This is a genomic window from Bartonella sp. AA78NXGY (genome assembly GCF_042197005.1).
Lineage (GTDB): Bacteria > Pseudomonadota > Alphaproteobacteria > Rhizobiales > Rhizobiaceae > Bartonella.
Genome location: NZ_JBHIRI010000003.1, coordinates 105707 through 126978, shown reverse-complemented (window position 1 = coordinate 126978; position 21272 = coordinate 105707). Strand labels below are relative to the sequence as shown.

The 21272-nt window shown below is 39.6% G+C and carries 20 protein-coding genes and 1 pseudogene; 5 read left to right on the top strand and 16 right to left on the bottom strand.

Annotated elements, in window-relative coordinates:
- The 4 genes and pseudogenes from ACFINL_RS02950 to ACFINL_RS02935 all read right to left on the bottom strand — a co-directional run.
- Positions 1–801 (bottom strand): annotated as a pseudogene (locus tag ACFINL_RS02950) (tol-pal system protein); the annotation flags it as partial.
- A gap of 52 nt (positions 802–853) precedes the next feature.
- Positions 854–1375: a peptidoglycan-associated lipoprotein Pal gene (gene pal / locus ACFINL_RS02945; protein ID WP_375649951.1), complete on the bottom strand. Its 522-nt coding sequence runs from the start codon at positions 1373–1375 to the stop codon at positions 854–856.
- Between the two features lie 52 nt (positions 1376–1427).
- Complete coding sequence (locus ACFINL_RS02940; protein WP_375645670.1) at positions 1428–1571, bottom strand: hypothetical protein; 144 nt, start codon at positions 1569–1571, stop codon at positions 1428–1430.
- Between the two features lie 6 nt (positions 1572–1577).
- Positions 1578–2273 (bottom strand): DUF1013 domain-containing protein, encoded by a 696-nt coding sequence (locus tag ACFINL_RS02935; protein WP_375649948.1) that lies wholly within the window; start codon positions 2271–2273, stop codon positions 1578–1580.
- A gap of 368 nt (positions 2274–2641) precedes the next feature.
- On the opposite strand from ACFINL_RS02935, the gene ACFINL_RS02930 reads away from it, so the two are divergent.
- Positions 2642–3388, top strand: coding sequence for a YebC/PmpR family DNA-binding transcriptional regulator (locus ACFINL_RS02930; protein ID WP_254492472.1), 747 nt, complete (start codon positions 2642–2644; stop codon positions 3386–3388).
- A 1089-nt stretch (positions 3389–4477) separates the two neighbouring features.
- Here ACFINL_RS02930 and tolB read toward each other — a convergent pair.
- The 10 genes from tolB to ACFINL_RS02880 all read right to left on the bottom strand — a co-directional run bounded on the left by tolB (position 4478) and on the right by ACFINL_RS02880 (position 16582).
- On the bottom strand, positions 4478–5803 hold the full coding sequence (gene tolB / locus ACFINL_RS02925; protein WP_375645667.1) for a Tol-Pal system beta propeller repeat protein TolB: 1326 nt from the start codon (positions 5801–5803) through the stop codon (positions 4478–4480).
- Positions 5804–5841: 38 nt separating this feature from the next.
- Positions 5842–7272 (bottom strand): cell envelope biogenesis protein TolA, encoded by a 1431-nt coding sequence (locus ACFINL_RS02920; RefSeq protein WP_375649941.1) that lies wholly within the window; start codon positions 7270–7272, stop codon positions 5842–5844.
- 107 nt (positions 7273–7379) lie between these two features.
- A complete protein-coding gene (gene tolR, locus ACFINL_RS02915) occupies positions 7380–7832 on the bottom strand; it encodes a protein TolR (protein ID WP_375611761.1) in 453 nt (150 codons plus the stop codon).
- Between the two features lie 15 nt (positions 7833–7847).
- Positions 7848–8561 carry a protein TolQ gene (tolQ, locus tag ACFINL_RS02910; protein ID WP_375611760.1) on the bottom strand — a complete coding sequence of 238 codons (714 nt, stop codon included), beginning with the start codon at positions 8559–8561 and terminating at the stop codon, positions 7848–7850.
- A gap of 1709 nt (positions 8562–10270) precedes the next feature.
- Positions 10271–10711 (bottom strand): tol-pal system-associated acyl-CoA thioesterase, encoded by a 441-nt coding sequence (gene ybgC / locus ACFINL_RS02905; protein ID WP_375611759.1) that lies wholly within the window; start codon positions 10709–10711, stop codon positions 10271–10273.
- 217 nt (positions 10712–10928) lie between these two features.
- A complete protein-coding gene (gene ruvB / locus ACFINL_RS02900; protein WP_375649934.1) occupies positions 10929–12023 on the bottom strand; it encodes a Holliday junction branch migration DNA helicase RuvB in 1095 nt (364 codons plus the stop codon).
- A gap of 13 nt (positions 12024–12036) precedes the next feature.
- Positions 12037–12651: a Holliday junction branch migration protein RuvA gene (gene ruvA / locus ACFINL_RS02895; protein ID WP_375611757.1), complete on the bottom strand. Its 615-nt coding sequence runs from the start codon at positions 12649–12651 to the stop codon at positions 12037–12039.
- Positions 12652–12664: 13 nt separating this feature from the next.
- On the bottom strand, positions 12665–13180 hold the full coding sequence (gene ruvC, locus ACFINL_RS02890; protein ID WP_375613206.1) for a crossover junction endodeoxyribonuclease RuvC: 516 nt from the start codon (positions 13178–13180) through the stop codon (positions 12665–12667).
- Between the two features lie 1560 nt (positions 13181–14740).
- Positions 14741–15259, bottom strand: a complete 519-nt coding sequence (locus ACFINL_RS02885) for a DUF1465 family protein (RefSeq protein ID WP_375649927.1) — start codon at positions 15257–15259, stop codon at positions 14741–14743.
- 180 nt (positions 15260–15439) lie between these two features.
- A complete protein-coding gene (locus ACFINL_RS02880) occupies positions 15440–16582 on the bottom strand; it encodes an OpgC family protein (RefSeq protein ID WP_375649919.1) in 1143 nt (380 codons plus the stop codon).
- A 365-nt stretch (positions 16583–16947) separates the two neighbouring features.
- Between ACFINL_RS02880 and ACFINL_RS02875 the strand changes: the two genes are divergently transcribed.
- On the top strand, positions 16948–17610 hold the full coding sequence (locus ACFINL_RS02875; protein WP_375649912.1) for a thiamine phosphate synthase: 663 nt from the start codon (positions 16948–16950) through the stop codon (positions 17608–17610).
- Positions 17611–17918: 308 nt separating this feature from the next.
- On the top strand, positions 17919–18656 hold the full coding sequence (locus ACFINL_RS02870; protein ID WP_375649905.1) for a TIR domain-containing protein: 738 nt from the start codon (positions 17919–17921) through the stop codon (positions 18654–18656).
- A 275-nt stretch (positions 18657–18931) separates the two neighbouring features.
- Here ACFINL_RS02870 and ACFINL_RS02865 read toward each other — a convergent pair whose 3' ends face one another.
- Together ACFINL_RS02865 and ACFINL_RS02860 are read right to left on the bottom strand one after the other, a co-directional pair.
- A complete protein-coding gene (locus ACFINL_RS02865) occupies positions 18932–19240 on the bottom strand; it encodes a type II toxin-antitoxin system RelE/ParE family toxin (protein WP_375649898.1) in 309 nt (102 codons plus the stop codon).
- The gene (locus tag ACFINL_RS02860; protein WP_375611750.1) at positions 19218–19406 is read right to left on the bottom strand and encodes an antitoxin; all 189 of its coding nucleotides are present in this window, start codon (positions 19404–19406) and stop codon (positions 19218–19220) included. The genes ACFINL_RS02865 and ACFINL_RS02860 overlap by 23 nt, the downstream gene beginning before the upstream one ends.
- 466 nt (positions 19407–19872) lie before the next feature.
- Here ACFINL_RS02860 and ACFINL_RS02855 point away from each other — a divergent pair, with 466 nt between their 5' ends.
- The gene (locus ACFINL_RS02855) at positions 19873–20274 is read left to right on the top strand and encodes a helix-turn-helix domain-containing protein (protein ID WP_375649891.1); all 402 of its coding nucleotides are present in this window, start codon (positions 19873–19875) and stop codon (positions 20272–20274) included.
- Positions 20275–20645: 371 nt separating this feature from the next.
- Positions 20646–21011, top strand: coding sequence for a helix-turn-helix domain-containing protein (locus ACFINL_RS02850; RefSeq protein ID WP_375649886.1), 366 nt, complete (start codon positions 20646–20648; stop codon positions 21009–21011).
- Positions 21012–21272 lie beyond the last annotated feature (261 nt).

The following is a 21272-nucleotide window of genomic DNA, read 5'->3' as shown; positions in this document are numbered from 1 at the left end:
AGATGCTGCTTTATCAGCTGCTTCAGGTGCTTCCTTCACAGCATCAACAGCCTTATTAACAGCGTCAGTGGCTTTTTCTATCACATCAGATGCTGCTTTATCAGCTGCTTCAGGTGCCTCTTTCACAGCATCGACAGCCTTATTAACAGCGTCAGTGGCTTTTTCCGCCGCATCAGATGCTGCTTTATCAGCTGCTTCAGGTGCTTCCTTCACAGCATCGACAGCCTTATCAACAGCGTCAGTGGCTTTTTCTATCACATCAGATGCTGCTTTATCAGCTGCTTCAGGTGCCTCTTTCACAGCATCGACAGCCTTATTAACAGCGTCAGTGGCTTTTTCCGCCGCATCAGATGCTGCTTTATCAGCTGCTTCAGGTGCTTCCTTCACAGCATCGACAGCCTTATTAACAGAGTCAGTGGCTTTTTCTATCACATCAGATGCTGCTTTATCAACTGCTTCAGGTGCTTCCTTCACAGCATCGACAGCCTTATTAACAGCGTCAGTGGCTTTTTCTATCACATCAGATGCTGCTTTATCAGCTGCTTCAGGTGCTTCTTTCACAGCATCGACAGCCTTATCAACAGCGTCAGTGGCTTTTTCCGCCGCATCAGATGCTGCTTTATCGGCTGCTTCAGGTGCTTTCTTCACGTCATCAGTTGCCTTATCAACTGCATCAACTTTATCCGTATCATGTGCAGGATATTCGGAAGCTTTTCGTGCCGCACTTTGAACAAGTGAAGTCGAACAAGCTATGAAAACCCCCATATAAAAGAGTGTTTTCCAATTGATTTTACGATACATTCTTTTTTCCCCTTAAGAGCTTATTAAATAGTTGAAACAAACAATCTTCTTTTTAATGACTATTCATGTCATTCAACGTTGTCACAGCACGTCGATTTTGATTCCAACAGGAAATATCATCACATACTGCTACAGGTCTTTCTTTTCCGTAAGAAATTGTTTGAATCCGTTGTGCGGACACACCAAGAGACACCAAATAGTTTCGCACAGCAACAGCACGGCGCTGTCCAAGTGCCAAGTTATATTCACGTGTTCCCCTCTCATCAGCATGACCTTCGATCATAATAGAATAATAAGGATAATGAAGCAACCATTCTGCTTGGCGCGTTAAAATACGTTCAGCATCAGCATCAAGTGAAGAAGAATCGAGACCAAAAAACACGCGATCACCCACATTAACCGTAAATTCTTGTCCTGAGCCTGGTGACACCTGATTCAAACCAGCATCATTCATATAAGCGCCATTCATACCGTTAAGTGCACCAACATTTTTTTTGCCACACCCACCTAGGCATAGTGAGAAAAGAAAGAGGATAGCTAAGGAATGAGAGATGGTTTTTTTGGTAGAGCGCATAGTCCGTTTCTCCTTGAATTTCGTAAAGAAGGGTCAATTCTTAAAAATATTTTTAAGAATAACCGTTAATTCCTAATGAAGAAGAAATTTTTTCTGTTTTTTCGTCCTCATTTTTACTTTTAAGTCTCTGCCAATTTTTCTTCTCTTCAGCCATTCCTCTAACATTTCCATAAGAAATGTTTTCCTTATGCGTCATGGCTTTTTATGCATCATCTTGATCTTGACGATTTTTTTGCAGCGCGTTCAGCTTTGCAAAAACTTTATCAGCGTCAAAAGTCTTATGCAGATTTTCTTCACTCTCATTTTCCTCTAGAGCAGCGTTTTCCGTCACAGAAGCGGGAAGCAACGACCTATCTTCTGCTGCTGCAACAGGACGATTTTTCGCCGCACGCTGGAGCTCAAAATCTAAATCGATTTGCGAACACAAACCAAGTCCTACAGGATCAAGAGGAACCAAATTCGCACTATTCCAATGGGTTCTAAGGCGGATTTGTTCAATTGTCGCTTTTGTTGTCCCAATCAACCGTGCAATTTGCGCATCTTTCAACTCGGGATGGTTCGTAACCAACCATAGGATACCATTGGGACGATCTTGGCGTCGAGAAAGAGGGATATAGCGCGCCCCTTTACGTTTTTTTTCAGGAATATGCACCCTCGATTGAGAAATTTTCAATCGTGCGTTTTGATCAGCCTCCACCCGTGCAATTTCACTGCGCGTCAATTGCCCAGAACTAATCGGATCTAAACCTTTAATACCATAAGCCGCATCACCATCGGCAATAGCTTTTACTTCCAAGACATGCAATTTACAAAATTCTGCAATCTGATCAAAAGAAAGAGCTGTATTATCAACCAACCAAACAGCTGTTGCTTTGGGCATCAAAAGTTGCGTTGCCATTTTTATAAATCCTCTTCTGCGCCTCTTCTATGAGGCAGGTTACCGCCCACTCAAGAGCACTGGAACTTTTTTATATGTTTAGGTCTCTCCAACCACTCCTAAAACAAAGCGCGGCATGGAATAAACCATTTTGCTATGAGATTACATTCTGTTATAGCGTTATTTTTGCTCAACGACAAGAGATCTCTCTTGTAATGATCCTCAACTAAGGTGTCTTTACCTTTAAGATGAATTTTCTTATAAAGGGTTTATTCGATTATTTCACCTCATGCTGTGGCACATTTATTCTGGTGGGATGCGTGCTTTATCGCCTTAAATTCTAAGGAGTATCCAACTGGCAAAAAAGCCCTCAAATAGGAAGGAAAACTATGGCAGGCCATTCACAATTTAAGAATATTATGCACCGTAAAGGGCGTCAAGATGCAATGCGCTCGAAAATATTTTCTAAGCTTGCGCGCGAAATTACCGTAGCAGCAAAACAAGGTGCTCCTGATCCAGCCATGAACCCACGTTTAAGGCTGGCTGTTCAAAATGCCAAAGCACAATCGATGCCGAAAGATAATATTGAACGCGCGATTAAAAAAGCGTCAGGCGCCGATGTCGAAAATTATGATGAAGTACGCTATGAGGGCTATGGACCAGGCGGCGTTGCCGTCATTGTTGAAGCTTTAACTGATAACCGCAACCGCACCGCTTCAAATGTGCGCGCCGCCTTCACAAAATCAGGAGGAGCCTTAGGGGAAACAGGATCGGTCAGTTTCATGTTTAATCGGATTGGTGAAATAATCTATAAGCCAGAAGCAGGGACAGCCGATAACATCATGGATGCAGCAATTGAAGCCGGTGCCGAAGATGTGCAATCAGAAGAAACCGGACATCATATTACCTGCGCATTTGAAGATATTGGTGAAGTTTCCAAAACACTTGAAGCAAAACTTGGTGAAGCAGAATCGATTAAAACGATTTGGAAAGCCACCACCCTTGCACCAATAGATGAAGAAAAAGCTTTGTCCGTTTTACGACTGATTTCAACATTAGAAGAAGATGATGATGTGCAAAATGTTTATGCAAATTTTGATGTCAGTGATGAGATTTTGGCAAAATTGTCTGTATAATTCCCATCATTTGCATAAGCCCTCTCTTCATGCATGAGGGCTTCAAAAGCATTTGTCATTCTTCTTCTTTATCCGCACATATAAAAGCCCCGCGTCAATAGCGGGGTAAGCCATTGGTGCAACAAAAAACCACAATCAATCGCAGAAAACATAATCCCAAAAAGAAAGCATACAAAACTCTGTAGTCTCACGCCTTTCTTACATGCCCCAAAGATTATCCCTATATCCCCTCTCTATTTGATCTTTTTGTTCTTTAAGATTAACCTCCTCTCCCCACCCTCAAGTGATGAAAATGATCTAGCCTCTAAACAATTGGGATTTTCCTAACGTATTCCTATGACGAATCACTCATAAAATTCACTTGAAACTTAAGGCTCAACAAACATGCACTCCCCTAAATATTCGCCACGCACTTAAAAACACTTAGAATATATCAAGGAGGTTTATACGTCCTATTTATACGCCCTATATCACCACACTTCAAAGGACAGTGTTTTTACAACATCACAGAATAAAAATAAGCAAATGGAAAGCCAGAGCTGATTGTTTAGCAAAGTATTGTACAAAAAGCCGGTACATCTCTCTAATCCGTTGCGGATAAATTTTTGACTTTATGGCATTAACTTTATGGCATCGTATATTTCTAAAATAACGTCATTTATCTTAAAAATCTGTCCTTTTGCTCTTACCAATCAATCAAGATTCAGATCTAAAACAACCGCGTACTTGAATAAAACACATCAAAGAGCAACAGCCCCCCCTGACAAGAGGACTCTTCACAAACAAAATCGAAGAGGAAGTTTAAAAAAATATATATAGCGACACTTTGAATAAAAAATTGAAATCTAGAGATCTCAAAATTTTCGACTCTATTTTTTCAAGGTATTGTTTTGAATTTTTTTAAGCATTTTCCCCCAAGGAAATTCCATTATCGATCAACAACCGTAGATGATAGATGAAATCTACATAACTCCCCATACCCACTATAATCAATTCCTTCTTTTAAATAATTAAAGACAATTGAGATTGTTTAAACTTGAGACTGTGTAGACTATATTCCTTCTATATTCTGTTTTTAAGCATTTTGTTTTACTGTACATTGAGCAAAGGCGACCATGCTGGATCTGAAGCATCATTGGGGGTAGGGAGTTGTCGTTCATTGCGACCCGTAATATCAATCGTATAAATTTTTGGTCCCATACCGGGATTTTTGCGAAAGAACATCAGTACACGACCATTGGGGGCCCACGTTGGTCCTTCATTGTGAAACCCCGTGGTTAAAATTCGTTCTCCTTGTCCATCAGGGCGCATAACACCGATAGAAAATTGTCCGCTTAATTGTTTTGTAAAGGCGATATAGTCACCCCGTGGAGACCAAATAGGTGTTGAATAACTCCCATCGTTTGAAGAAATACGCTGAATATCACTCCCATCCGCATTCATTTTATAGATTTGCGGCTTTCCACTACGATCTGAAGAAAAGACAATTTGTTTTCCATCCGGTGAATAAGAAGCAGAAGTATCAATAGCAGAAGTTGTTGTAAGTCGCGTCATCGTACGGGTTCGTAAATCCATAGTGTAAAGATTGGCACTCCCATCATTTTGTAACAAACTCATGATAACTTTTTGTCCATCAGAAGAAAAACGTGGAGCAATTGTCATGTTATTAAACGTTCCGATCAACTCTCTTTGCCCCATTTCAATTTGTTGGAGATAAACATGAGGTACTTGATTGTCCTCGTAAGCCATATAGGTCAATTCTTGTCTTTTTGGTGAAAACCGCGGTGTAAGCACCAATTCACTTCCATCCGACATATAAATCAAATTTGCTCCATCTTGATCCATCATTGCTAAACGTTTAATGCGTGCATTTTGAGGACCTGTTTCATCGATAAAAACAATTCGTGTATCAAAATAACCACTTTCTCCTGTCATCTCACTATAGATCTCATCTGCGATCATATGTGCCACACGCCGCCAACGTTCTGTCGCAGTATAAAAACGCCGTCCTTTCAATTGTCTTTGTCCAAACACATCCCATAAACGAAAATCGACCCTCAAACGTCCATCGATTTCTCTCATGACTTGCCCAGTAACTAAACCTTGCGCTTTTATTTTCTGCCAAGAAGCAAAATGTGGTTGTTTATTAGGATTAGAAATGTTTTCAAAAAAATTTGCTTTATCAAGCGGTAAAAACAGCCCCGACCGTTCGAGATCGGCTGTCACCACAGCAGATATTTTCAACCCAATCGAATCATTGGAAATAAAGTCTGTAATTGCAATGGGAATGGGATTAAAATCAGCGCTCGAAATAGTTCCTTTCAATTGCGCATAACCCGATGAAATACTTGAAAGCCACACCCCACAAGTGACAATAAACCAAGCAAAAACTTTATGTCTCGTTATAGTCATCATGGAATGTGTCCTTTCGTTAAGCGCTTTTTTCTCGTTTATCATCTTATTTCTTGGAGGGGATCAACATTAAAGTCAAAACCTTGCCCCCATAGATCATATTGATCACGTGGGAGATCTGCATAAGGTTGGCATGAAAAGACAGCAGCATACACCTGCCTTATCATAATAGCTTGTTGACTCTCAAGGCCGCTTACGGGATCAATGATAGGATCGCCCACAACCATCCCTTCACGGTCTAAATAAAATCGCAACCGCACGACCGGACGATTTTTTAAATCGCCGCCAAGCGCCACAAGTTTAAGCTTCTGTTGAATACATCCCCCCGCAATATTGACCAATGTTTGTGCCATTTTTGTGGTATCATTAATATTTTTTCTTGCACCCAAAGCTTCTGGTATATGAGAACGTTTTGCTCCCCCTCCTTGTGACCGCGCACGATTGAGCAAATTATTTTCCTCCAGAGCTAAAATATCTTCAATGGTCTGTTTCTCTTGGTTTTTCTTGTTAAGCTTTGGCGTCTTTTGATTCAATGCAGCCTCATTCTTCTTTGGAAATTCTCCGTCAAACTTTGGTTTAAACTGTGGAAGAAGAGATTTTTCTGGAAGTACAATTTTGGGCGCTTGATGAACAATCTGCTCTGCTGGTACTTTTGGGACCGTTGGAGCCAATTCTTTTGGCGATATCATCTCTTCATTTTTGTGCGCAGGCTTGAGCGCAACCTTAGAGGCATCTTCCGGCACTCTCAAAGGCATCTCAGGTGCAACCTTGGGCGCATCCTCCGGTGCCTCCAAAGGCATCTCAGGTGCAGCCTTGGGCGCACCCTCCGGTGGTGCCTCCAAAGGCATCTCAGGCGCAACCTTGGGCGCATCCTCCGGTAGTGCCTCCAAAGGCGTCTCAGGTGCAGCCTTGGGCGCATCCTCCGGTAGTGCCTCCAAAGGCATCTCAGGTGCAGCCTTGGGCGCATCCTCCGGTGGTGCCTCCAAAGGCATCTCAGGCGCAACCTTGGGCGCATCCTCCGGTGCCTCCAAAGGCATCTCAGGCGCAACCTTGGGTGCATCCTCTGTTTTTGCTTCTAATAATTCTGGTTTTGTAAGTTCGGGTGCAAATGTTTCTGACGTGTTCTCGCTTGATGGTGGCGATGCTGTTTCAACGGGACGCAGCTTTTCCTCTGGTTGAAACGGTGCAAGACTATCTATTTGTCCCTCTCCAATATGGCGTGCATCTTCTTTCTCTTGTGGTTGCATAGTTGGTTTGACGGCAGGGACTGCACGTATAGGAGCCTTCACGGCTCCTTGTTGAGAAGAAAACTCGTCCACCAAAGGAGCAAGAGTGATGGGAATTGCTTCCAACGGTTGTGGTAAAGAGACAGAGCTTGTAAACTGAATAGCTCCCCAACTGAGAAAAATGACATGGACCACAAGGGATAAAGCCAAGCCTCGTTTCATACTATGATAGGAGTCTTTGTTCATTCTTTATGCCTTACTTATGCCTTACATTTTTTCATTTTTAATCACTCTATGCTCTTTTAAAAAAATCTTAAAAACAACCGGTTATGCACAATTTTATTACTTACTATTTATTGTGCTAAACTTGCTAACGCAACTTGAGAAAACCCCGCTTTTTGAATATCTGCCAGCAGTTTTAATACTTGCTGATATTCAACAGTTTTAGCAACCCGTACAAAAACCCGTTGATCTTTTTGTGTAGCATCTGCTTCCAGAAGAGTTTTCAGGTGTGCAATCAGGGACTGTGACGTTTCATAATAATCTTGATTAATGGCAAAGCGCCCTTGCGCGTCAAGTGAAACCGTAAGAGGTGTTTTTTGAGCTCGTACGGGACCCGCTTGACTACGAGGCAAATCTAGAGGAACACCGTTCACTAAAAGGGGGGCAGAAACCATAAAAATAATCAACAAGACCAGCATGACATCCACAAAAGGAGTGACATTGATCTCACTCATCAGTTGGCTTCGTGAATGATGCCGCCTACGTGTATTTTTGCGAGAAGAAGAAGCAACAGAAAAGCCCATGGGATAAGATCCTTTTTATAAAGAGGAAGGTGCTGTGCGTGTTTCATCAATACGCCGCGATACAATTGTTGAAAATTCATCGGCAAAATTTTCTATTTGTGCAATGATGCGCGCACTTTCATGAGTCAACTTGTTATAAGCAATAACAGCTGGAATTGCTGCAAACAAACCAATAGCGGTTGCCAAAAGCGCTTCTGCAATCCCTGGCGCGACAATGGCAAGTGATGTATTTTGAGAAGCTGAAATAGAAAGAAAAGACTCCATAATACCAATAACTGTTCCAAAAAGTCCGATAAAAGGTCCCGCAGATCCCAGTGTCGCAAGAAAACTTAATTTTGATTCTATTTTTTCACTTTCACGTCCCAGCGTCAAATCCATAGCCTTATCAATTCTGCTCTGCAAACTTTTCGATGTATGGGTCCCTTTTTCAAGAGATTTTTTCCATTCAACCATTGCTGCCATAAAAACTGCGGATATACTATTGGTACGTTGACTTTTGCATGATGCATAAAGATCTTCTAGCGCTTTGCCAGACCAAAATGTGCGTTCAAACTGCTTTATTTCACGCCGTATTCTCCGATACGTAAAAATTTTATCAAAAATAATTGCCCAACTCCAGATAGAAGCGAGCAGCAACCCGATCATAACACCTTTCACGATCCAACTCGCTTGCATAAACAAATGCAACATTCCAATTGTTTCTGGATTCGTTAGTTCTAAATGCGGCATAATTTTTGTCCCTCTAAATGAAAGATGCATTTTTAAAATTTATAAAACAGATTATTTTATAGTTTCTAAATTTAAGTAAAGACTCTAGTCTCACATAAATCCATGCGCTAAAACAAGACTTGTTTCTTAAATTTCCTTAAAAAGTGATGACGAGAGACATCCCTCAATGCACGCCCCTCTCATTTCACAACAGCATTTATGAAAAATATAACGATCAGGATTTCTCCATAAATGCTATAAAAATAAAAGATATAAAAATGCATGATATAAAATCTATTATGCACCACCATCTTTACGCTTATGAAAAGAACGCTAAATCATCATACGCGTTTCTAGCTTAAAATGCTGCAATAAGTCTTAGCACTTGAAAAGATTCATAAGAGGCATTTATTCCTTTCTTAAGTGTTTTTGTACCCACTCACCAACTCCGCTTGTGACATGTAAGAAAATGTTTTTGATTAATTCGCGGCAATAGAGCTTGAAAAGAAAAAGTTTTACAAGTTTCAGAATTATCTGAAAGTGACAACGCAATGAATTATCATTGTAAATAAATATGTTATCATCATAAAAGATGACGCTTTGCCTCAGGCTATTGTTTCTCTCATTCTTTAATAAGATCACACCATCGGGCACAAAAAACGACACTAAACCACCCTAAAACGCCTCACAACAATGCACCTCACCCAGGCCCCCTATAAGTCCTATATAATCTAGTGTAAGTCTCATGTAATCTCATTGTGTTGTGAATTAGCCCCTTTCAATGCCTATCATCTCTCTGGTACCATGGTATAACGTACAAGCTTCTGTGACATGAAAAAAGCCTTTTCATATCTTTACTTCATGAAAACCGGCTTCTTCGCTCTCTTTGCTCACTTGCGATATTTGATCATTATTGCATTGAGAATGATCCATAAGGAACATTTTTACAATTTTTTCAATGGCTTATATTGTTCTCTTATGATGTATAAGCAAATGATTTTAATTGTTTCAACATGAACAGATTTGAAATGAAAGTATTTTATTCTATTCCTCTATTGGGGTTTGTGCCCGTGAGAAGTGATAATATATCTTTTTAAGTCAATATATTATATAGAATAATATGCTTTTGAAACTTTAAATGCAAGAATGCATTTCTGCTTTGTATACATTGATCTCTCACTCATTCACTACGTTTAGAAGCGCACATAAATCACGCATTATAGCACATAAAGTCATGCATGATGGATAGAAATGGATGAGAGACGCGCTCTTGTGAGACCAAATGACAATCCAGTAAAAAAACAAATCAAATTGCTTAAAAACACCCTTTGGGTGTTTTGAGACAATTTTCGACCTAATAGCTTATTATCACTTTATTGCAATATGTTGCTGGGTATATACATTTTTATTTCTTTTTATATTTTGTACTTTTCGCTGTTTTCTGATGCCAACAAACCTTTCTTCAAAAGAAAGAAAAATATCTTGAGCTTATAGCAGAAAATGGATGATATGACATTGATTTCGAATCATAACATGGATAGGGCGTGTTTAATTTTGTGGGATATCATCTTCAATTTATTGTAGTTATTGTAGCAGAGGTGCTTTCTTTTGCTGTATCGTGTAACCTTGTTAGAAAACATCTAGGCTATGATAAATGTATAGTCTTAGATTATAGATTACTTTATATCTGCTGATCTCTCCTGAAGCGGCTGTTTCAATGAATAACACTTTTAACCAAGCATTTTTGCAAAAAGTTCTTTGGGTAAACGTCGCGGTTTTGCCTCCTCATTAATCAGAGCAATTTCAACTTTGGCTGTTACCAACGTGGTCATCTCATGCAAAATAGATTGCTCCATAAAAAAGCGGGCCCCTTGGATATGAGTAACACGTGTTTTAACGACTAAAAGATGATCAATTTTAGCGGGTCTTGAAAAATTAATTTCCATATGACGAACAACAAAAAACAGTTTTTCCCCCTCACCCCCTGCTGCTAACATCTTATTATTAAAACCGGTATCGCGTAAAAACTCTGAACGTCCTCGTTCAAAAAACTCAAGATAACGCGCATGATAAACTACACCGGAAAAATCTGTATCCGCAACATAAACGCGGACCTGAAAATTATGAAAAGCGTTTGTATGATTGCTCTTAAAAGGTGTTATTTCTGTCATCGACTTCATATCCCATAAAATCATCTAATATAGCAAATTATCTATCAATCAAAAGATTGAACACATTTTTGTGTTGAAGTTGTGAAAAGCAAAAGCAAAAAATCTTTAATAGTGCCAAACCTTTTTAGCCAGAATATGCTAAAAGAAGGCACGTCTCTTGTATTTTATGACCTTGCTATAAAATATTCACATAGTTTCTTTTAACAAAGAGAATGCCTTAGTCATCTTCCCCATCCCATAAAGATGTCTGAAGTGATGAATTGTCTTGAGCATCAGAAAGTTGAGAACGCCTTTGTATAGACGTTGTAGAGGCTGGAGCAGAAAGCCCTAAATGGCTCCAAGCCTTTTCAGTTAGAATGCGTCCACGAGCGGTTCTTTGAATAAAACCTTGTTGAAGCAAATACGGTTCAACAATATCTTCAATGGCATCGCGTGGTTCTGATAAAGCAGCAGCAATTGTTTCAATCCCCACCGGCCCCCCTAAAAAAGTTTCCGCAATCAGGAGCAAGTAGCGGCGGTCAAGCGGATCAAGCCCAAGATGATCAACCTCAAGGCGCGAAAGGGCTTCATCGGCGATTTTTTGGTCAATTTGTTTTGCTTGTTTAACTAAAGCAAAATCACAAACGCGCCGTAAAAGCCGTCCGGCAATACGAGGGGTTCCCCGTGCTCGGCGTGCAATTTCATGAGCACCATCATCACTGATCTTGACGGAAAAAAGTCGTGCATTACGCTGCACAATATATTCCAATTCTTCTATCGTATAAAAATTGAGACGAATTGGGATGCCAAAACGGTCTCGTAGAGGTGTGGTTAAAAGCCCCAAACGTGTGGTTGCCGCTACCAAAGTAAATTTAGCCAGATCAATTTTCACCGAGCGTGCGGCCGGCCCCTCCCCAATGATCAAATCAAGTTGATAATCTTCCATTGCTGGGTACAGAATTTCTTCAATCGCCGGATTTAAGCGATGAATTTCATCAATAAACAAGACATCACGTTCTTCGAGATTGGTCAAGAGAGCGGCTAAATCTCCTGCTTTAGCGATGACCGGCCCTGAAGTAGAGCGAAAATTAACGCCTAATTCTTTTGCCATAATCTGTGAAAGCGTTGTTTTTCCCAACCCCGGTGGCCCTACAAACAAAACGTGATCCAGCGCTTCTTGCCGCGTTTTTGCTGCTTCAATAAATATTTTTAAATTAGCCCGCGCCGCTTCTTGACCAATAAAGTCATCGAGAACTTGTGGCCTCAAGGAACGATCTGGATCGTTAGGAAGGGAGGCGGAACCCAGAAGGCGTTTATCTTCATCTTTATGCATTGTTACCTTGATTTTAAGTAGGAGAAGAAAGCAATTTGAGACTATGGCGGATCAGCAGGGCAGAAGAAACAGTTTCCCCCTCAAGAGCATTCATCGCAAGAGCAAGAGCACGGGATGCATGCTCCCGTTCAAACCCTAGCTTCATCAACGCGGAAAGCGCATCATGCGCAGGTTGATTGGTCATCTCACGCTGAGAAACCGAAACAGTCTTGACCGCTTGTTCAAAGGGGAGTGTTTTACTTTTCAACTCACCCACAATTCTTTCACTGACTTTTTTACCAACGCCCGGCGCTCGACTAATCATCGCAACATCGTTTAAAGCAATAGCCTGTGCAAGTTCATCTGGCGATAAAGTACCCAAGATTGCCAAAGCAACCTTTGCCCCTACTCCAGGAACATTTTGTAGAAGACAAAACCACTCCTGTTCAGCTCTTGTAGCAAAACCAAAAAGGCGGATTGCGTCTTCCCGAACATGCGTTTCAATAAAAAGGCTTAACGCCTCCCCAACAGAGGGTAAAGAAGGACGCAGCCGATTTGACACAAAAACAACATACCCCACACCGTGAACATCAAGAAGGATATGATCATCAAAGATATGTTCAAGAGTGCCCTTTAATTTGCCAATCATGCTTCCACCCCACTCATATCGCCATCCTTGCCTGATAAGATCGGTCAATACTGTTACGGTGCATACTATGACAAAGAGCAAGAGCAAGAGCATCAGCCGCATCACTGCTATCAAATTCAGCCCGTGGGAGGAGAACTTTGACCATCATATGGATTTGTTCTTTAGCCCCATGTCCAACCCCAATAACTGATTTTTTCACTTTGTTGGGCGCATATTCAAAAACAGGAAGATTTGCTTGCGCAGGAACCAGTAGTGCAATTGCACGCGCTTGGCCAAGTTTTAAAGTTGCTGTAGCATCTTTGTTGACAAATACATGTTCTACAGCGGCTTCATGGGGCATAAATTGATGCACAACCTCTGAAAGACCTTTGTGGATCTGACATAGTCTGGAAGCCAGCTCACACTGTACATCAGAAGAAACCGTCCCTGCTGCAATAAACTGAAGACGATTACCCGCAACATCGATAACGCCCCACCCTGTACGCCGTAATCCGGGATCAATGCCTATAATACGAATCGTCTCTGCCATAAACTACAGTCTATACACTTTTCCCCCCTGTGAATAAAGATGTGAATAAAGACAAGACCACAAAGAAACCAGCAACCCAAGACAAAACCAGTAAAAAGATAATCATATCCCCCAAATTTATACAATTATAACACACAACGAACAGCATCTTTATGGAATACACTTTATGAAGCATAACTGAAATCAATCAAAACCATTCACACATCACAAGCAAGCACCCTCTAAAGCATAAAAATTCCCTTTCTGTATCATTTCCAACGCCATAATGGTTAAACATCGCAAACGAGCAAATAGATCAGTGCTGGATTGCACATTCATAAGTATAAAGAGGCTATGCAATGAATAGTATACACTTTACGGAAACTTTTTACATTATAGCATGACGCTACCACAATAACTCAACACATTGATTTACAAAGATAATTAATTATTTTGTATGTTGCATAAGAATCCCGAATATCCTAAGATTTTCTCATTACAAATCTGTTTATATTGAAGCAATCAAAACCATTCTCTTACATATGAAACGTGGGATTGCCGTATAGAGTGAAACTGTACAAGACAGGACTAAAAATGCCTCTAATGAATTGTCTCAAGTTCCAAAAGCTGTTGCAACATTGGGGACTGGCAAAGATGATGATAGTGCCGGCTTTTTCCTTTGCAAGCGTAAAAATGAGAGAGGCTCAACGAATGTGAATAAGAACTGAGAGGTGTTTTTGAGTATACTCATCACACCACAATGACATTGCATATAGAGGGACATTGCATGGGGGCACAGGGAACCCATGGGGCATTCATTATATGGCACTTTATTTTGGATATTTTACTTTACGCGAGGAAAAATAACTTCCATTCAAAACAAAAGAAGCCCCAAAACTGCAACAATGTGTATCATCCTCATTAACACACACTTTACAGCAGCTTTATAGGCATAAATTATAGAGCATAAATAAATTGATGTACAAGCCCCTGCTCTATCTCAGAGCCAAAACAAAATCACACGATAGATCAACAGAAAGTGTTCCAGCTGCAATCAACCAAAGTCGATTTCCATAAGACCAACCATACTCCATCCCATGCCATAATTTACAATCAATACCTATACCCTTCAGCTATAAGCTCAAGATATTTCCTACGCTCAAATAAAATTAGGCAGAAAAAAGCACTCTAGTTTGGTTTTAGTTGTGAAATTTCGGTTGTAAAAAAAAATGGGTATACTGCTCTAAATATCGTAAGAAAGAAGCAAGGAGCTATTCTTCTCAGAACGCCCAAAAGCTGTTTTCAGTAATTCAATTTATTTTCCCACTGGATTATCATCGCTTAAACGTACAGCCGCCGCTTATTGACCAAAGCGCTTAAACTACAGCCGCATCTCTAAATGAAACAAAATGCACGCTTCTAAACGTAATGAATGAGAACAAATTGACGGAAAGTTTCTGGCAATTCATGCCAATGAGGGGTTTCAAGTTCCAATGTCGGTGTATGAAGTGACACTTTTACAATTTCTTTTTTTATTTGTTCTGATGATATTTCCCCTTCGCACAAAGCAAGGGAGTACCTCTAAGAACGCCCAAAGGCTGTTTTGAGCAATTCGATTTGTTTTCCCACTGGATTATCATCTTCTAGAGCACAGGAGGCCGCAGTTTCCCACCCAGCACGCATATAGGTTATCCGCGCTTCTAAACGCAATGAATGAGAAACAAATTGGCGAAAAATTTCTGGCAATTCATGCCAATGCGGGGTTTCAAGTTCCAATGTCGGTGTATGAAGTGACACTTTTACAATTTCTTTTTTTATTTGTTCTGATGACATTTCCCCTTCACGCTCTGCGCGAAGAAGAAGGAGTTGAGAAGCGATTTGCATAAGTCGTGTACTTAAATACATAGCCTCTTTTGCATAGATTGCAGAAACCTCTGCCGAAAGAGAGCGTGCTACTAATTTCCCTTCTGAGTCAATATACGCTGCGGTTTTTTCAATCAGCGCCATTGTTTCTTCATAGAGACGATTAAAAGCATTTTCAAAAGCATTATGCTCAATCATGATAATAGGTTCATCATATGGACGTTTATGTACACTCACGCTTTTATACTCCAAGTATCAGCACAAAATCATACCCCTTAACGAATAGAGTATTAAAAAGTTTCTTTTGTTGCTGTATAGAACGCTTTTTTTTAAAACTGCTACCTCTTTTAATTTTTTTGCGCAACGCACTTTTTATACTAAGGTTAACGTGCCCAACAAACACTACAGGAATATTTTTTATAAACGGATCATTTTCCTTGAAAAGGACCACTGCCAAGATTGCCGTTTTTCACAATAATAAGCGACTCCAAATTGCAAAGCAATACCCGTTATTATTAAGAGGGTATCGGAAAAAAACGTTTCTGTCATCACTGTTTTTATAATTTGTCCAAACATCGCAAAAATGGTTCCCGTTACAAAGACCGGTAAACTATGTTTTCCTAAGATTGCTAAAGGATGTTTTGGAGAGACATAAAACCATTTATTGATGCGCGGCAAAGAAAGAATGAGAAAGGCTAATGCAAGAACATGGAGTAAACGTGGCAAGCTTAAAAAGGTTTTATTAAAGTTCAACAATGGGGAAGACCAGCCAAGCCACCCCAAAATGCCCCACCAATTTAAGCGAACCCATGACAGCGCCAACAAGAGATACGCTGCCGCACAAACAATCCAAAAAGACTGAAAAGCGATTTTTTTTCCTTGTTTAAGCGCTAAAGTACTGGTCAATCCTATGACAAATAAGAATTGCCAAGACAAAGGATTTAAAAACCACTTTCCCTTTAAAGGATAAGAAGGAGGAGCAATTTTGTAAAATCCGCAGATAAGATACAGTGTAAAGGAGCCCAAAAGCAGCCATTTTGTCTGCTTACAACTCAAATAAAGGATAAAAGGCGCAAAAAACATCAAAACGATATAAAGAGGAAGAATATTATTATATCCCAATTGATGCCCAAAGCTTAAGGTACTCAAAAATGCGATACCAGGCTCTTTAAAAAAGAGTCCCACATTGTTCATCGATAAAAGTTTTTCTGTTCGCCATAATAAAAAGGCAGCAAAAAAAAGACTTAACGTGACAAAAGTAGTAAAAAGATATGCACCATAGAGCTGCAGAGCTCTGTACCAAAGTTTTCGGATAATAAAAGCAAAGGATTTTTGCTGTAATCGTCCATGAAAGCTTAACCCAAGAGCAATCCCTGAAAGCAAAACAAACACTTCTGCACAATCAGAAAAACCGAAATTTCTATGAGTAAAAGACTCATAGATCGTTCTGGGAATATGGTTGATGAAAATCGTCAATAAGGCCAAAGAACGAAAAACGTCAATGCGTGTATCACGATGAGAAGGTTGAGTATTATGCTCAAGAATACCTTGGTACTTCATCAGTGGACTCCCACACGTTGCACCCCCCTTGAAGTCCCATAAAAATGGTGCTTACCCTTATTGCCAACAAGCATGAACAGGATGAAATTTTAATTTTTAAGAGTCAAGTTTCATTTTAAGCGTTTATTTTTTTAAAAGCAAAAGTTTTTTAAAGGCAAAAGAACGAAAAGCGTCCATACGTGTATCACAGCGAAAAGGTAACATATTATGCTTAAAAACACTCTCATTTCTCATAAACAGGCTTCCACACACCCACAAATCCTTTAAATTACGTGAAAATGGTGGTCACTTTCATTGCAAATAAGCATAATAGAATGAAACTTTAATTTTTAAGCGTTATTTTTTCTAAGAAACAGGGATTTGACATGACACAACAAAAAAATAAACCAATTGATCCACCTCTTTTCCCTCAGTTGATTTTAACACTTGATGTTCGGCGCAACACCCCACACACATTTTTGCAGCAAATTTTACAAACAAAGTCTTTTGCATGCGTCATCCTCTATGATTCTGAAAAATTGAAAGATGATAGCTCTTTTTTACAACAACAAGCGCAAACTTACGCAGAAGATATTCAACATCATGACGCAGCCCTTCTCATTGCTGATGACAGCCGCATTGCTGGGCGCATAAAGGCTGATGGATTGCACATAGAAAATGATCTTAACGCTCTTGAAAGCTTCAAAAATCAGCAAAAGGAACAAAAAATTATAGGCTTTGGCAATTTACGCAATCGCCATAGTGCTATGCTTGCAGCGGAAACAGGTGTTGATTACCTGTTCTTTGGAAAACTCGGTGCTGATAAAAAACCCCAAGCGCACCCCCGCAATCTCCAGTTAGCAACATGGTGGGCAGAAATTATGCAAACCCCCGCCATTATCCAAGCAGGAAGCGATTTTTCAACCTTTGATGAAGTCTTAAAGACTGGATGTGAATTCATTGCTGTAGAAGAAGTGATTTTTGGGAACGACAACCCCTTAATACTGCTTAAAACAATGCAAGAAAAATGTGAGAAAACCCCCTTGTAATATAGGAGGAGAATTTATAAATAAAGTGTTAATAAAAATCCAAATACTCACCACTATATTACTTATATAGAACACACAATAACAGATAAAGAGAATACCTCGAAACTCAATAAAATTGCTTAATAATTCAATCAAATTGATAAAAAACTAGCGTCTTTTTTCATATAATATATAGAAAAAAGGATCATAGAAACTTTCTCGTTCAATGTCTTATAAAGACAAAGCATTGTGATTGGGGAAAATGGTCATTTTCAATATTGGTACTGAATACCAATAGCTGACGATACAAATATGCAGGGGACATAAAAATGCAATATAGCGGAACACTTGAAGATCTTAAAAACATAATTCGCAAAGCTGGATATCAAATCAAAGAAACTAAACCTCTATCACATCCATCCCCTGAAGGATATCAGATCAAAACCTCCGAAGGAGGCACTGCTAATTGGTTTAAAAGCACAGGAAAACTTCAAGTTCAAGGCAGCGCAAACATAAAACAAAAGTTAATAGAAGATTTAGCAAAGCATATAGAAGAAACATCAACGATTCCTTCCTCAAAAACTGCCTCCAATCCTTCAAATAAAAAAATTTTTATCGTTCATGGTCATGATTGTTATGCCTTAACGGAGCTTGAAAATGTTCTTCTCAAGCTTGGTCTCGAACCATACATCTTACAAAACACGAGTGGTAATGGTTTACCCATCATTCAAACTTTGAAAAAAGAAATTTGTGACAGTTCTATAAGTTTTGGTATTGTACTCCTCACGCATGATGACATGGGTTATGCTATATCTCAAGGTGCAGAAAAAATTCAACCCCGTGCACGACAAAACGTTATTTTCGAAATGGGCATGTTAGCTGCCGCACTTCCTCTTGAGAGGATTGCTATTCTACAAAAAGAAGGCATTGAAATGCTTTCAGATGTTGGTGGAGTTTACTACCTTTCTTTTAAAGAACACGTAAACGAAACATTTCCCAAACTTATTAAGCGCTTACAAAAAGCTGATTTCTCTTTTAATACAGATACAATTCATGCATTAAAGTAAATTTGAATAATGCTTATGTTTATTTTTTAAAGCGCACACCCAAAATCACAAGGCACCTCACCACATTCCACAGACACACATCCTATAGGCTCAAAGAAACGATCATCCCCCACCCTTCTTCAAACAGCAAGCAATTGTGCAAATTCAAATGAAGAGACCGCGTGTGAATTCACTACCGTAGAAGAAATCATTTTAGTCTCTTTGATAAACGCGGGGCTGTTGTCATGATTTTGGTAATTGTTCCAGAAAGGTTTAAGAGGCAGCCTCTCATTAGATTAAAGAAAAATAGGAAATTCACGTCGGGCTTGTACTACAGCTACAATTTCGATTTTATGTGCAGCTACTCGATACAATATAAGGTAATTTGGATGCGCTACAATTTCTCGTAATCCTAATACCTTCTCACTCTGTCTGTATAAATATGGATGTTCAGCCAATGGCAATACAGATGCTTCCAAAAACCTTTTCATTCGGCGCGCAGCAGATGGTTTCTCGCGAGCAATATAGGTAACATCTGACGCAAATTGTCGCGCGCCGAAGACAACCAAACAACCGGAAGCATCACTTGTCCTGTTCAGCTTCAAGCTGACTGATTATAACTTCCATTTCAGCCATAACCTCATCATGCGGAATAGGAGGATATGGATTTGCAAGACTGCTCGCTACCTTATCGCGCAGCCATGCAGTGTAGCTGCTTTCCTGTTCAACGGTTTCGAACTCTGAAATTAGCGGAGAAAGGGTGGTCTTCATAATATATGTCCTTTCTATTCCTGAATATTGGAGATAATTACTCTTGTCTATGTTGTCAATATTAGCGAATTGAAAATGTTTAACTTTTAAGCGTCCAAAGTTCTTTTGATCTTAAAACTTAAGGCTTTTTAACCCTCTCAAAAAACACGGGGGCTGATGTCATGATTTTGACAATCATTCCAGAGAGATTTAAGAAGCGGATAACCTCTCATAAAAAAACAAATTTTGTAAGTAAAAAACTATTTTTATTGTAAATTTTCTGAAATTACTTTATGAATTAAAAGATGTTTTGGTCGCATACGCAACGACCAAAAGGGGCCTTGAAAACCCTAAGTTCTAGCGTAAAGATGAATCCACTTTGTGGGTATCCCGGAATTCCGGGAGTTTTTGCTATGTCCAGGTGCTTTAAGCACTAAAAGCAAAAAGGCTGACTAGAACTCAGTATTTTCAAGCTCCCGGAATACTCATGCGAGGGCGCTCGCAACCGGCGGGGGGCTTTAAAATGCGAACCAAAGATCTTGATAATGATCTTTTTATTGGCAAAAAAATTCGTTTGAGACGAAAAATGCTAAAAATGTCTCAAACAACTTTAGGGCACGCTTTAGGTGTCACTTTCCAACAAATTCAAAAATATGAAAACGGCTTAAATCGTGTCAGCGCAGGGCGTTTAATGGAAATTTCTGATATCTTGAATGTTCCCATTGCCTTTTTTTATGCCGATATCATTACAAAACAGCAGTCCCCATACCACCATGATGAAATCGCATCAAGCACAGAGGAATACCTGCTGCTCAAAAGATTTAGAGTTCTAACAACGGTAAAAAAGAAAGCCTTTTTACAGCTGATCTCTGATGAGAATGCAAGCTAACATCACGCGATAGTGTGTGCTATTCAAAGTCCCCTTTGTGAACACTTTATTGCTTGAATGCAAAACATGCCACCCCTCCATTTTAAGAAACGACACGTTAAGAGACACTATTTTAATTTTTATTGTAAATTTCCTAAAATTACTTTATGAATTAAAAGATGTTTTGGTCGCATACGCAACGACCAAGAGGGTCTTGAAAGCCCGAAAATCTAAACATGAATTTACCCCACTTTGTGGGTATCCCGGAATTCCGGGAGTTTTTGCTATGTCCAGGTGCTTTAAGCACTAAAAGCAAAAAAAGCTGATTAGATTTCAGTACTTTCAAGCTCCCGGAATACTCATGCGAGGGCGCTCGCAACCGGCGGGGAAAAATGCAATCTCAAAATCTTAATATTGATCTTTTTATTGGCAAAAAAATTCGTTTGAGACGAAAAATGCTAAAAATGTCTCAAACAACTTTAGGGCACGCTTTAGGCGTAAGCTTCCAACAAATTCAAAAATATGAAAACGGCTTAAATCGTGTCAGCGCAGGGCGTTTAATGGAAATTTCTGATATTTTGAATGTTCCTATTGCCTTTTTTTACGCGGATATCATTACAAAACACCAGCCCCCATACCACCATGAAGAAATTGCATCAAGCACAGAGGAATACCTGCTGCTCAAAAGATTTAGAGTTCTAACAACGGTAAAAAAGAAAGCCTTTTTACAGCTGATCTCTGATGAGAATGCAAGCTAACATCACACGGATAGCGTGCGCTATTCATAAGCATTCATACGTATTTTAAAAAGCAACCTCCATTGTAAGCATTTTTTCATTTTATGGGGATAAGCCATTGATATAATAGAAGATAAGCATCTTTATATACGATAACCCTTCATCATTATTATTTTTAACAGAACTGTTTTAAACAGTCTGTCTCTCGTCGACATTTATGCTACTTTTTTAACTTACCCAATCCTACCTTGAACCAAGACGAAAAACTGAGAGATAAAAAGT

What these genes read in the sequence shown, in the direction of transcription:
- tolR (WP_375611761.1), bottom strand. Translation starts at nt 7,832, where the DNA reads ATGGGCTTTTCTGTTGCTTCTTCTTCTCGCAAAAATACACGTAGGCGG.
- ACFINL_RS02940 (WP_375645670.1), bottom strand. Translation starts at nt 1,571, where the DNA reads ATGACGCATAAGGAAAACATTTCTTATGGAAATGTTAGAGGAATGGCT.
- tolQ (WP_375611760.1), bottom strand. Translation starts at nt 8,561, where the DNA reads ATGCCGCATTTAGAACTAACGAATCCAGAAACAATTGGAATGTTGCAT.
- ACFINL_RS02850 (WP_375649886.1), top strand. Translation starts at nt 20,646, where the DNA reads ATGCAATCTCAAAATCTTAATATTGATCTTTTTATTGGCAAAAAAATT.
- ACFINL_RS02870 (WP_375649905.1), top strand. Translation starts at nt 17,919, where the DNA reads ATGCAATATAGCGGAACACTTGAAGATCTTAAAAACATAATTCGCAAA.
- ACFINL_RS02880 (WP_375649919.1), bottom strand. Translation starts at nt 16,582, where the DNA reads ATGAAGTACCAAGGTATTCTTGAGCATAATACTCAACCTTCTCATCGT.
- pal (WP_375649951.1), bottom strand. Translation starts at nt 1,375, where the DNA reads ATGCGCTCTACCAAAAAAACCATCTCTCATTCCTTAGCTATCCTCTTT.
- ruvB (WP_375649934.1), bottom strand. Translation starts at nt 12,023, where the DNA reads ATGCATAAAGATGAAGATAAACGCCTTCTGGGTTCCGCCTCCCTTCCT.
- ACFINL_RS02930 (WP_254492472.1), top strand. Translation starts at nt 2,642, where the DNA reads ATGGCAGGCCATTCACAATTTAAGAATATTATGCACCGTAAAGGGCGT.
- tolB (WP_375645667.1), bottom strand. Translation starts at nt 5,803, where the DNA reads ATGATGACTATAACGAGACATAAAGTTTTTGCTTGGTTTATTGTCACT.
- ACFINL_RS02920 (WP_375649941.1), bottom strand. Translation starts at nt 7,272, where the DNA reads ATGAACAAAGACTCCTATCATAGTATGAAACGAGGCTTGGCTTTATCC.
- ruvC (WP_375613206.1), bottom strand. Translation starts at nt 13,180, where the DNA reads ATGGCAGAGACGATTCGTATTATAGGCATTGATCCCGGATTACGGCGT.
- ACFINL_RS02875 (WP_375649912.1), top strand. Translation starts at nt 16,948, where the DNA reads ATGACACAACAAAAAAATAAACCAATTGATCCACCTCTTTTCCCTCAG.
- ybgC (WP_375611759.1), bottom strand. Translation starts at nt 10,711, where the DNA reads ATGACAGAAATAACACCTTTTAAGAGCAATCATACAAACGCTTTTCAT.
- ACFINL_RS02935 (WP_375649948.1), bottom strand. Translation starts at nt 2,273, where the DNA reads ATGGCAACGCAACTTTTGATGCCCAAAGCAACAGCTGTTTGGTTGGTT.
- ACFINL_RS02860 (WP_375611750.1), bottom strand. Translation starts at nt 19,406, where the DNA reads ATGAAGACCACCCTTTCTCCGCTAATTTCAGAGTTCGAAACCGTTGAA.
- ACFINL_RS02855 (WP_375649891.1), top strand. Translation starts at nt 19,873, where the DNA reads ATGCGAGGGCGCTCGCAACCGGCGGGGGGCTTTAAAATGCGAACCAAA.
- ruvA (WP_375611757.1), bottom strand. Translation starts at nt 12,651, where the DNA reads ATGATTGGCAAATTAAAGGGCACTCTTGAACATATCTTTGATGATCAT.